This is a genomic window from Kribbella sp. NPDC048915, from assembly GCF_040649595.1.
Classification (GTDB): Bacteria; Actinomycetota; Actinomycetes; order Propionibacteriales; family Kribbellaceae; genus Kribbella.
Map to the genome: position 1 here is coordinate 13548 of NZ_JBEZFT010000009.1, position 12486 is coordinate 26033.

A 12486-nucleotide genomic window follows, 5' to 3' on the forward strand; every position below is an offset into this window, starting at 1 on the left:
GAGGTCGTCGAGCGCGGTGATCTGGGCGGCGAGACGACGCAGCCTGGCGGCGTTGTCGCGGGCCCACTGCGCGACGGCCCGCTCGCCCGCGCGACGGTCGCGCGCCGCCTGGACGCGCTGCTCACCGGTCATACCGTCGGGATCGGTCGCGTGCGGGTTGAGCCGGAGGAACCGGCGCTCCGCGGCCTGCCGGCTGGCGACGCCCAGCGCCGGAGCGATCGCGGCCCAGCTCGCCCCACGCTCCCGGGCTGCGCCGATCAGCAACGGCTCCCACGCCTGCAACTGGTCCTGGACGCGCCGGAGCTCGGTCAGGGCGGCCAGCACGGCCGCCGACCCGTCCACTCGCTCCTCCGACGACGTCGACTCGAGCCGCCGGACGGTCTGCTCCACCAACGCAAAACTGACCCCCGCCGAGGTCCCGGTCGGGTCGGCTGTGTTCTCGCTGGCCATGGCCACCTCCCTCGCAACGAACTGTCCGTCAACGCCTTGACGACGCGTGACTCTTGTCATCCTTTCGATGACATGTTATACGGAAAGGTGTGCTGACACCACAACGGGAGCGATCCGCCATGACCGTTGACGACATCGAAACCTACTGTGAGAACGGGATCTGGAAGACGCGCTGGCGCACCACCGGCAAACCCATCGCCGCCGGCGGCGACAAACTCGACCAGGTCAGCCAAGGCGCCACCGTCGCCCAGTGGTACGGCGTCGACCACATCGTCATGAACCCCGACGGATCCGTCGCCGAACGCAACTCCTACCGCTACCGCCGCGAACCCGACCTGATCGACCTCATCTGACCACGCCAGGCGACGCTGGGTGACGCGCCGGTGGTCTCAAGCCGACGGGGTGAGAGCTGGCTGGGGTGATGAGGGCGCGAGCGATCGGGGCGTGGGGTCGGTGAAGCCGCATCTATGGAGGGTTTTCCCCCGTATGGCGGGCAAAAGCCTCCAGTGTCGTGCGGAAAACTCTCCTAGATACTTGATGCGCGGCCTGGTCTGGATTCGGTGGGTCGTAGGCGGTGATGGAGCCGAGGACGCTCGGACGTGTGCCGGGTTGGTCGGGTTGGCCGGGAGACTGGCGTGGCTGGGGGAGCTCGGGGCGGGGCGAGGATGACCGCGTGCTGCCCGGGGTCTCCTGGGCGACCGCTGCCGTCGTGGGCGCTCGTGCGGGCCAACACGGTGGGTCAACCCCTCGAGTTGGGGATTCTGGGCTGGTGCACGAACAGATAACCCCAACACGCGCGGTATCCCCCGCGCGGGAGCCACCCGACCGACCCGCTATGGGGTCGGGGTGCTGGATGGGGGTGGGGTATTCGAGGGTTCGGGCGTAGGTGTGGGGGTTGGGGTAGGTGAGGGGGTGTTGGACGGTGGGGTCGACGTCGACGTGCGGGTGGGGGTCGGCGTCGGGCTGGGGGTGTCCGACGGGGTTTCCGACGGGGTGGCGCTCGGGGTGTCCGAAGGCGTCGCCGACGGCGTTGCGCTGGGGGTGTCGGACGGGGTGGCGCTCGGGGTGTTGCGCGTGGTCTGCGTCTCCCGCGACGTCTCCGATGTCGTCGGCGCGGTGGTCGTGGGGCCGCCCGTGGGACTTGGCGTCGTACTGGTCGGCTGCGGACCGACATCGACCGTCGGCGGCAGGTCGTCGCCGGTGTTCCGCAGGCCGATGGCCGCCGCGATCGCGCCGGCGATCACGAGCAGCGAAGCAACCGCGATCAGCAACGGCTTCCGGCTGCGAGCCTGGGCAGCCTCCTGGGCAGCCTCCTGGGCACCCGCCGCCGGGACCACCTGAGTCGGCGTCACCGGCACGGTCGGATCCGCGACCGGAACGACCGGAACGACCGCATCGATCGGCGGGAACAACTCGGCAGCCCGCGCCATGTCCGTGAGCTGTTCGGCCGTGGGCCGCTCCTCCGGATCCTTGGCCAGCATCCGCAGCAGGACGCCTTCGTACGGCCCGGCGAGCTCCGGCCGCAGATCCGCCGGCGGCACCGGCGGGGTGTCGACGTGCTGGTACAGCACGGCCGTCGGGTGGTCGCCGACAAACGGAGGCCGGCCGGTCACCAGTTGGTACAGCACGCAACCCAGCGAGTAGACGTCCGACTCCGGACCGCCCTGCTCACCCCGCGCGCGCTCCGGCGACAGGTAGTGCGGACTGCCGAGGAGCTCGCCGGTGACCGTCAGCTCCTTGTCCGCACCGGACACGTGCGCGATACCGAAGTCCGCGACCTTCACGACACCGTCGGACGTCACCAGCAGGTTGCTCGGCTTGATGTCGCGGTGGACGACGTTCTGCGCGTGCGCGGCCGCCAGTCCCGTGGCGGCCTGCTCGACGATCGCGACCGCGCGGTCCCACGACAGCGAACCGCTCTCCTCGAGCTCGGCCGCGACCGACTTCCCCTCGACCAGCTCCATCACCAGATAGAACGTGTCGTCGTACTCGCCGAAGTCGTACACCGCCACGATGTGCGGGTCGGTGAGCCGCGCGGCGGCGCGCGCTTCCCGCTGGAAGCGCTCCACTGCCGACGCGTGCCCACTCGACCGGAGCATCAGCTTGACCGCGACCTCACGCCCGAGCGTTTCGTCCGTGGCCCGGTAGACCTCCCCCATCCCGCCCCGACCGAGGGACGTGCCCAACCGGTACCGCTCTGCGATCAGCATCCGACTCCCGTACCCATGCCGTTGACACGGCAACCGCTTGATTCACCCGATCTGCCAGGCTATCGCCTCGGCGAACTCCTGACACATCGTGGACGATCACGCCGGCCGCCGGGTTGACCTCACGGGTAACTGACCACGTACCGTTGCTGCGTCGTCGCATCCGCCCGGCCGCCGGTGTTGTTGATGACGTTGTCGATCGTGCCGACGCCGCCGAGCGAGACCGAGACCAGGTCGTGGAACCGCACGCCGGGCGTGTCCGGCACCTCGAACGACGGCGAGGCGACGATCGAGTTGTTCGGGCTGAAGAAGCAGTAACTGCCGACACCCCACGCCTCGTGCGACGTCACGCCGTTCGCGACCTTGTACGCCGCCCAGCCCTGCGTCCCGCCACCGCTCGACCACGACGCCTGATCGGGTACGTCGTACGGGAACTCGTTCTGGAAGAAGTACGTGCGGCCGCCGTTGCCGTTCCACAGCACCTCGTACTCCTGGTAGTGCTCGACGAACAGTCGGTACATGGTCACATGGGCGCCGCCGATTCGCGCGTACACGTCGTGCAGCGAGGTCGGGTTGGCGGCATGACTCGCGTTCGACCCGGCGGGGCCGACCTCGATCAGCACCGGCGAGTTCACCGGTCCCGCGTCGACGAGCAGACCGGCGAGCTTGACCCCGTCCACGTCCGCGACGCTGATCGCCGCCTGGCCGGTATCCGGGACGAGCGTGGCCAGGCAATCGGTAGGGGCGGAACCGAACGGGATCGGCGCGCGATCAGGCAGATTCGCGGACGACGAGTTCGGGGTCGAAGACGACCGACGTGAGCGGTGCGTCCTCGGCATCGAGGCGGTCGAGCAGGATCGCGGCCATCCGTTCGGCCATCTTCTCGACCGGTTGGGAGATCGTGGTCAGCCGCGGCCGGGACATCCGGGCGGGTTCGCTGTCGTCGAAGCCGATCAGCGCGACATCGTCCGGGACCGACCGCCCGTGTTCGTGCAGGACGCGGAGCGCGCCGATCGCCATCAGGTCGTTGGCGGCGAACACCCCGTCCACGTCCGGTACGGCGGCGAGCAGCTCGGTCATCGCCTGCTCACCGCTCTCGGTGGTGAAGTTGCCGCGGGCAACCTCGACGTACGGAACCCCACGCCGTTCCATCGCCCGCTGGAAGCCGGCCAGCCGGTCGTTCGCGGCCGGCAGGTCGGCGGGACCGGCGATCGTGACGACCCGCCGGCAGCCCCGGTCGGCCAGCCGGTCCGCGGCCAGCGCGGCACCGGCCGCGTGGGCGAGGTCGACGAAGCTGATCGGCACCGGGACCGCCGGCCGCGCGAACAGCACGGCCGGGATCCCGGCGGCCACGAACAACCGGGGCAGCGGATCCCCGGCATGGGTGGAGACCAGGAGCGCACCGTCGGCGTTGCCGCGGCGGACGAAGTCCACCGCCTCCTGCCGGTCCTGGTCGGAGTCGGCGAGCATCAGCGTCGGGTGCATCGAGCGCGACCGCAGGTGCCGGACCACTCCCCCGGTGATCCGCCCGAAGAACGGATCCCGGAAGAGCTGGTCGGCCGAGCCGTCGGACCCCGAGATCACCAGCGCCACCGCTCCGGTCCGCCCGTTGACCAGCGTGCGGGCGGCCGCGTTCGGGATGTAGCCGGTGGTCTCGATCGCCTTCGCGACCTGGCTGCGCATCCGCGGATCGACCGTGGTGCTCCCGTTCACCACCCGGGAAACGGTGGCCCGGGACACCCCGGCCGCCCTGGCGACGTCCTCCAGGGTCGGCGTCCGCCGGGACGCATCGGCTCGTGTCTGTCGCACTCCGCACGACCTCAGTTCTGGTAGATGCCGAATTCGTACATCGAGTATCCGAAGCCGGTACCGCGCTGCGTACCGGTGAGCCGAACGTAACGCCCGGAGCCGCCGACTGCGAGGTCGTCGACGTCACCGTTGCCGTCGGCCGTGCTGTACAACTGCCGCCAGGTGCTGCCGTCGTCCGACACCTCGATCCGGTACGCCCGCGCGTACGCCGACTCCCAGATCAGCTGGATCTTGTCGAACGACGTGACCTGCCCGAGGTCCACCTGCACCCACTGTGGGTCGGACCAATCACTCGCCCACCGGGTGACGTTGTTCCCGTCGGTGACATTGGACGGCGGGAACGGTGCGCCGTCACCGACCTGCTGGTACGACGACGCAGTCACTTCCTTGCCCCGGGCAATGTTCGTACCGGTGACCGGTGGCGCGACGACCCGGATCGATCTGGTCTCGATGCCGACGTTCCCGCGCCCGTCACGGACGTAGTCGTACAGCTTCCACACCCCGAGCCGCTGCGGGACAGTCACGGTGAACGGGCCGTTGCCGCTCGACGGTGTGGTCACCAGCGCGCCGCTCCCGTCGACGTACTTCCCGCCGACCTTGAACTCGTGCGTCAGCGCGTCGCCGTCCGGATCGCTGACCGCGACATCCACAGTGATCGTGCCGCCGGCCGGTACGTCAGTGGTCCGGCTGAGGTTCATCGCGGTGATGACCGGCGGCTGGTTGCCGCCCGACGGTCCGCCGTACGCCTGCCGGATCGCGTAGTACGACAACCGCTTCTCGCCGCCGGGCGTGATGTTGAACCACACCGCGCCGAAGTCGTTCTCGGTGCCGTAGTGGAACAGCGTCGCCCCCAGCGCGACGCCGGTGTGGCTCATCAAGCAGTTCCAGGCGTCCAGATAGCCGTCGCGCTTCTCGACGTCGGTCGGCTCGTCCGGTACGCCGTTCGCGTCGTTCGGAACCTCCCACTCACCGGCCGGGCCGCCCTCGGTGAGGATGTACGGCTTCGTGTACTGCCCGTCGATCCAGTCCTGCTTCACCTGACAGACGTGGCCGTAGGAGTTCACCGCGAGCAGGTCGAGATCCGGGGCGTACTGCGCGAAGTACGGCCAGGCGCCGGTCCACGCGTCGGTCGAGGTCACCGGGTGGTTGGGGTCGATCGCGTGGATCGCCTTGGCCGCCTCGTTGACGAACGTCGCGTAGGCGATCCGCTGCTGCTCGAGTTCGCTGCCCGAGTAGCAGTTCTGCAAGCCGAGAACGGATTCGTTGCCGACGTCCCACAGCAGGACGCCTTGGTTGTCCTTGTACTCCGTGGTCCAACGCCGGATCTCGGAGAGCATCGTGAACTTGTAGTCGGTGTCGGTGACGTAGTTGACGCAGCCGCCGCTACCGGGTCCTCCACCAGGCTGGAGCCAATAGCCTGCCACGACACGCATGCCGTTCGCCGCCGCGGCGTCGAAGAGTGGTTTGGAACTGGCATCCGTGCCCCAGGTGCGCACGGTGTTCACGCCGATCGACTTGAGTTCGGGCAGTCGCTGGGCGGCCTCGGTTGCCGGCGGCCCCCAGGTCAGACCCTTGACCGTCCACGGTGTGTCGTTCACGAGCAGTTGCCAGTTACCCTGGCTGCCGGCGATCCGGACCGTACCGTCACCCTGAGGCGGTCCGCCGGTACCCGGTGTGCCGAAGACCTGGAATTCCCACAGCGAGTAGCCGTACCCGCCTACGCGCTGCGTTCCGTAGATCCGGACGTACCGGCCCGAGCCGTTGACGGCGAGGGTCTCGGTGCCGCCCTGTCCGGTGGTGGTGCTGTAGAGCTGGCTCCACTGCTGGCCGTCGTTCGAGACTTCGATGCGGTACCCGGTCGCGTACGCCGCCTCCCAGTGCAGCACGACCTGCTCGAGGGTTGCCGTCGTACCGAGATCCACCTGAAGCCACTGTGGATCCTCGAACGTGCTCGACCACCGGGTGCCGAGATTGCCGTCGACCGCGGCCGCGGCCGGCGTACCTGCGCCTTCGCTCGACGACGCGGTCACCGGTTTGCCCTGGGAGACCAGGGCCGCGGCGACGGCTGCGTCTCCGGCTGCGTCGGCGGCTGCATCGGGCCGGGCGGACGCCGAGGGTTGGACCAGGCCCAGCAGCAGCGCGCCGACCGCGCCGGCTGCCGTGAGTGTCAAGAGTTTCATCGGGGCGGAACTCCTTCGGAGAGAGGTGAGAGAGCGCTCTCTCGCCCGACCGATGGTGCTGACCGCGTGACCGCTTGTCAATGGCTCGGACACGCTCCGCGGTTCCGGAACCGGCGAAGGGTTGACACTGCGCGGGGCGGCCCCGACGCTGAATGAGAGAGCGCTCTCCCGCGGATCCGTTCATCCCGCGGGCTGCCCGATCCACCGCCCCCGCGGAATCTTCCACCGGAGGAGTTCCGTGTCCACTTTCCGCACCCCGAAGCGAAAACTGCTGTCCGCCGGCGGCACCGTCGTCGGCGTCGTCGCCGCCCTGCTGACCGCGATCAGCACCCCGGCGGCGGCCGACGACCTGGTGACCCACCACGAGTTCCAGGTCAACTGCACCGTCCACCACCGCGCACCCGACGACCCGATCGTGTTCCCGAACATGCCGGGCGCATCCCACGAGCACAGCTTCGTCGGCAACACCACGACGAACGCCGCCACGACGCTGGACAGCCTGAACGACGCCGGCGCCTACTCGACCACCTGCCTCAACCCTGACGATCTGTCCGCGTACTGGTGGCCGACGATGTTCCGCGGCAACGAGCCCGTCATCCAGACCTGGGCGCAGGTCATCTACTACAAGTCCGGCATCCTCGACTACCAGGCGGTGCGCCCGTTCCCGCCCGGACTGCGCTTCGTCGTCGGCAGTCCGGCAGCCAGCGAGGAGGACTTCCGGACCGCGCCGGGTGCTGTCGAAGGCTGGGAATGCGGCGACAGCTTCTTCAACTGGGACTTCCCGCAGAGCTGCCCGTCCGGCACCCAGCTCAACAACCGCTACCAGGCACCGAGTTGCTGGAACGGCCGCGACCTCGACTCCGCAGACCACAAGAGCCACATGGCGTATCCGGTCAACGGCGCCTGCCCCGCCTCGCACCCGAACCCGGTGCCGATGCTCGAGTTCAAGATCGCGTTCCCGGCCGACGGTGACCTGACCGGCATCCGCCTGGCCAGCGGCCGCGGGTACTCCTGGCACTACGACTTCTTCAACGCCTGGGACCCGCCGACACTCGCAGCCCTGGTGAGCCACTGCATCAACGGTGGCCTGCAGTGCAACTCCAAGGGGTTCGACCTCTACAAACCCGACCGCGGCCAGGTCCTGGGCGACAACTACCGCCTCCCGGGCCGGCCCTGACACTTCCTGCGGTGCCGGGCAAGGGCAGACCCCGGCACCGCAGGTCGCCACCCCCAAGGACCCCCATGCCTTTTGCGCTCAGCGATCTCCCCCGCCGCGTAACTCGCGGTGTACCGCGGGACGTACTGCGCCGCGTAACTCGCGGTGTACCGCGGGACGTACTGCGCCGCGTAACTCGCGGTGTACCGCGTGATGTGTTCGCCGCATTGACGGCGGCCACGCTGCTCTGCGCTGCCGTGACAGCCTGCGGCACTCAGTCCGCCGCGGCGCCCACCCCGGGTGACGACGCAACCTCGCATACCCACCCGACCCCACACGCCCATCCCACCGCGGACCCCCACACCCACCCGACGCCCGAGACCCACTCGACGACGCACACTCATCCGTCCACCGCCAAGACCCTCCCCGCCGATTTCAACACCACCGACGCGGCCTGGCTGCAACTGATGATCCCGATGAACGAACAGTTCCTCCAGCTCCTCGACCTCACCCCCACTCACTCCCACGACCCCGCCGTACGCCGCCTCGCCGCCACCCTCGCCGCCGCCCATCGCACCGAAATCGCAGCCCTGAAAGCCCTCCGCGCAAAGGCCTCCCTCCCCGCCACCAACATCCACGCCGGCCACGACATGCCCGGCATGCTCCGCCCCGACGAACTGGATGCCCTCAGCAACCTCCACGGCCCCGCCTTCGACAAGATCCTGACGGCCGAGATCCACGACCACCTGCAGCAATCCGCCAAGGTCATCCACAGCGTCAAGACAGCCGGCAAATCCCCCACCGTGAAGTCCCTCGCCATCCAGATCGAGAAGACCCGAACCATCCAACTGACAACCGCCCGAACCACCCTCCCGCACTGACCCACCACCTACCCAACTGCCGTCATACACCGCCCCACCCGGCCTACTTCCGCACGCCCGCGCCGGCGTGCTCCCGCAGGTTGCCCATCCAAATGGAGGGTTGCCCACCCAAATTTTCGATGGGCAACCCTCCATTTCAGGGGATAACCACCGAACTGGAGGGTTGTCCGGGAACGCGAGCACGGATGCAACTCCGACACACCGCCCCGAGATCTGGCGCCCAGTGCAACTCCCGCCGAGACACCGCCCTAATGCCGACCGGGCAGCCATCCCGGCAGCCACTTCGACAGCCGCCTCGGCAGCCGGTTGGGCCAGCCGACCACCACCCTTCGCCGCGCTCGACAACCCGGCACTGCTGAGTCGCGGAAGACTCTCCTAGATGATTGATGCACGGCCTGGTCTGGATTCGGTGGTCGTAGTGATGGGCCGAGGACGCTCGGGCGGGTGGCGTGTGGCTTGTGTGGCGTTGTGTCAGGTCGACAGGACGTCTCCCGTGACAGGGGTCACAGCTGAGCGTGATTCAGGCGCCGAACACACCCGCCCCGCACCACACTAACTGTCGAGCGTGCACACCTTCGGGCCGCGCATCAATCATCTAGGAGGAATTTCCGCACGACGATGGAGGATTCTCCCCGCTGTACATCAGAAAACCCTCCAGGTTTGCCCGGCGGCGCCGAGCGGGGGCGCCGCCGGGGCGGGGTCCGAGCGAGGACCGGCGATTCCGAACTGCGGCGTCGGGCGAGGCGCATCGGCCAGACGGCTTCTAGTGGGGACCGGACAGAGTGCCGTACTGCGGCGTCGAGCGGGGTGGCGGCCGGGGCGGGGACCGCATGGATGCGGTCTACCGAGGTTCCACACCCGGATGGTGGTTGCCAGGCCGCAGATCTGTGCATGTTTCTGCTTGTTACGCCACCCTGGAGCAGCCTCGAATGAACATATGACAGAAACAACAGCAACCTATTGCGTAACGATACTAGAAATGCGTACCGTTCCCGGGCAAACGCTTACCGTTTGGCGGAAGGAAGCCGATGGCTGGGAAGAGGATCGTGGTCAGGGCGGTGTGCCTGGTCGCCTTGCTGGCGACCGTCGTACCGCTGGTGATCACCCGACAACAGGCCGCCCATGCGGCCGGTCGCAGTGTTCTGGAGCATTTCGTCACCAGGACCGGGGACAAGCTGATGGACGGGCCGGACGAGTTCCGGTTCGTCTCGACGAACATGCCGGACATCCTGCAGACGATCACCGACAAGAAGTTCGAGTCGGACACGCAGCTGCGGCTGCCGAACGAGTACGAACTGCGCGACGCGGTGGAGACCGTCAAGCAGATGCACGGCCAGGTGCTGCGCACCTTCGTCGTGACAGTTGCCGACGGCACCGACCCGTCGACCGTGCCGTACTCGATGGTGAACGCACCGGCCGGCAGCGACGAGATCAGTTTCAACGAGAACGCGATGCGGGTGCTCGACAAGCTCCTGCAGATCTGCAACGAAGAAGGCATCCGCCTGTACATCCCGCTGGTCAACTACAAGGCGACCCTGCGCGGCGGCACCTCGACGTACGGCGAGAACTTCTTCACCGTCGGGAGCCGCGCGAACTTGCGGTTCAAGGACATGGTCGGTCAGCTGCTGAACCGGACCAACGTCTACACCGGCGTCCCGTACAAGAACGACAAGGCGATCATGGGCTGGGAGTCCGGCAACGAGATCGTCATCGACAATCTGCCGGAGCGGGCCGCCTGGCTGCACGACCTGGCGAAGTTCGTCAAGACGTCGGCCCCGAACCAGCTGTTCATCGACGGGCGGAACAAGCCCGACGACGTGGTCAAGTTCGTCAACGGCAGCATCACCCACGACTACGACGAGTACTCCGACGACCCGAACATCGACGTACTCTCGTACCACACGTACGTCGGGCTCACCGGCCCGGCGACCGACAGCAGACTGCCGGAGAACATCCGTACGTCGGCCACCGGCGACATCGGCGCCACGCCGACAGTGAAGATCATCCGCGAGCTGACCAAGGGCAAGACGTCGCTCGTGGTCGGCGAGATCGCCATGTACACGTCGCCGTCGACGCTCACCAGCCTGCTGGACGAGGCGATCGCCGACGGAACCGGCGGTGCCAACTGGTGGGGTACCCGCTTCCACAGCCGTGACGGCGGGTTCTACAAGCACTCCGACGCGGACTCGCAGTACGAGGATCTCAACTGGCCGGGCTTCCCCGGCTCGGCGAGCTACCTGCCCGAGATCCAGACCGAGATCACATTGCAGCAGATCCTGGTCGAGAAGGCCTGGAAGATCACCGGTCACACCGGTCCGCCGCCCCTGAGCATCCCCGCGGCGCCGCACCTGCTGCCGATCGCGGACGTCGGTCACATCTCATGGCAGGGGTCGACCGGCGCGCAGAGCTACACCGTGCAGCGCAGCGAGTCCAAGAGCGGTCCGTGGACGACGGCCGGGGTCGTGTACGACAACCTGCCGACGTACAGCAGCCTGTTCCACGACGCCGGAGCGAAGCCGGGCCACTCGTACTACTACCGCGTGATCGCCCAGAACAGCAGCGGAAGCTCCCGACCGTCGAACGTCTCGGCGAAGGTCGTCGTCAACCGGCAGTGGATCGTCGACGATCTCTTCGACTTCTCGAAGACGTACGACCGCGAGCCGAACGCGATCATCAGCAAGTCGTACGGCAACTCGGCGCAGCAGGAGGATCTCGGCGTCCTGAAGAGCCGCAACGGCACCTCGACCAGCGTCCAGTACGCCGTCGGCGGGACGCTCACCGGCGCGGCCGTGTTCGCGTACAACGCGCCCGCGGAGGTGAGCCTGTACGGCTCGGAGGACGGCAAGGCGTACTACGAACTGCCGACCAAGCGCACCACGTACGTCGACGGCAGCAGGACGAAGTACAGCTACGCAGGCCCGTCGAAGTTCAGGTTCTTCAAGATCGAGGCCAGTGGGAGCGCCGTCGTCAGCCGGCTGCAGGTCGAGTACAAGCCGGGTGGGCCTGCGGCCCCGGCGCCGCGCGAGGTTCCGCCGTACCGGGAACCGAATCCGACGTTCGAGGCCGAGCTGTTCACCTACGACGAGGCGAACCCGGCCAGGTCCGACGTGGTGACGAACGAGCCCGGTGTGGTGAAGGTCAACCAGACCGGCGGATCGAGCAGCAGCGCAAGCAACAAGCGCTACAGCATCGTTGACTTCCTCAAGGCCGGCGACTACGCGGTCTTCTACACAACGGTCGAGGCCGGTACGTACGACCTCAACCTGGGGTACGACGCGCGCGCGGCCCGCGGTAGGTTCCAGCCGTCACTGCTCGCGCCGGGTGAAGCGGCCGACTCCCCCGGCACCCCGCTCGGCGGCGTGATCGACGCCTACGACCCCGGCAGCGGCGTCATCAAGACGGCCGATGCCGGCGCGGTGACGTTCCCGGTGACCGGGCGCTACGGGTTCAAGTTCACCAGCGCGGGCACCAACCCGGCCTCGTCGAACCCGAAGATCGGCCTCGACGTCATCAAGCTGATCAGCGAGAACGTGGCCCCGGTCGCGAGCGATGCGACGTACCCGACCAACAGGTTCACGCCGGTCAAGGGAACTCTCCCGGCGAGTGACGGCAACGGCGACCCGCTCGCGGTCACCGTCGTGAGCCAGCCGGCCCGCGGAAGACTGGAGGTACGGCCGGATCGGACCTTCACCTACACGCCGGACAAGGGCAGCACGGGACAGTTCACCGTGCAATGGAAGGTCAACGACGGCTGGGTGAACTCCCGGACCGCCGTCCTGACCTTCGACGTGAAGCGCTAGAGC

At 68.0% G+C, this 12486-nt stretch carries 8 protein-coding genes and 1 pseudogene; 4 read left to right on the top strand and 5 right to left on the bottom strand.

Annotated elements, in window-relative coordinates; translation table 11 throughout:
- Positions 1 to 450, bottom strand: a pseudogene (locus tag AB0B82_RS07360) (hypothetical protein); the annotation flags it as partial.
- A gap of 119 nt (positions 451 to 569) precedes the next feature.
- Here AB0B82_RS07360 and AB0B82_RS07365 point away from each other — a divergent pair.
- On the top strand, positions 570 to 803 hold the full coding sequence (locus AB0B82_RS07365) for a hypothetical protein (RefSeq protein WP_360163675.1): 234 nt from the start codon (positions 570 to 572) through the stop codon (positions 801 to 803).
- A gap of 480 nt (positions 804 to 1283) precedes the next feature.
- Here AB0B82_RS07365 and AB0B82_RS07370 read toward each other — a convergent pair whose 3' ends face one another.
- The 4 genes from AB0B82_RS07370 to AB0B82_RS07385 form a co-directional block, all read right to left on the bottom strand.
- Positions 1284 to 2660, bottom strand: a complete 1377-nt coding sequence (locus AB0B82_RS07370; RefSeq protein ID WP_360163677.1) for a serine/threonine-protein kinase — start codon at positions 2658 to 2660, stop codon at positions 1284 to 1286.
- A 119-nt stretch (positions 2661 to 2779) separates the two neighbouring features.
- Positions 2780 to 3337: a hypothetical protein gene (locus tag AB0B82_RS07375; protein WP_360163679.1), complete on the bottom strand. Its 558-nt coding sequence runs from the start codon at positions 3335 to 3337 to the stop codon at positions 2780 to 2782.
- A 91-nt stretch (positions 3338 to 3428) separates the two neighbouring features.
- Positions 3429 to 4466 (bottom strand): LacI family DNA-binding transcriptional regulator, encoded by a 1038-nt coding sequence (locus tag AB0B82_RS07380; protein ID WP_360163681.1) that lies wholly within the window; start codon positions 4464 to 4466, stop codon positions 3429 to 3431.
- A gap of 11 nt (positions 4467 to 4477) precedes the next feature.
- A complete protein-coding gene (locus AB0B82_RS07385) occupies positions 4478 to 6646 on the bottom strand; it encodes a discoidin domain-containing protein (RefSeq protein ID WP_360163683.1) in 2169 nt (722 codons plus the stop codon).
- Between the two features lie 238 nt (positions 6647 to 6884).
- Between AB0B82_RS07385 and AB0B82_RS07390 the strand changes: the two genes are divergently transcribed.
- From AB0B82_RS07390 to AB0B82_RS07400, 3 genes are all read left to right on the top strand, one after another.
- Positions 6885 to 7823, top strand: a complete 939-nt coding sequence (locus AB0B82_RS07390) for a DUF1996 domain-containing protein (RefSeq protein WP_360163685.1) — start codon at positions 6885 to 6887, stop codon at positions 7821 to 7823.
- 194 nt (positions 7824 to 8017) lie between these two features.
- Entirely contained in the window at positions 8018 to 8683 is a 666-nt protein-coding gene (locus tag AB0B82_RS07395) for a DUF305 domain-containing protein (protein ID WP_360163687.1), read from the top strand.
- A gap of 1028 nt (positions 8684 to 9711) precedes the next feature.
- Positions 9712 to 12483 (top strand): Ig-like domain-containing protein, encoded by a 2772-nt coding sequence (locus tag AB0B82_RS07400; RefSeq protein WP_360163689.1) that lies wholly within the window; start codon positions 9712 to 9714, stop codon positions 12481 to 12483.
- Positions 12484 to 12486 lie beyond the last annotated feature (3 nt).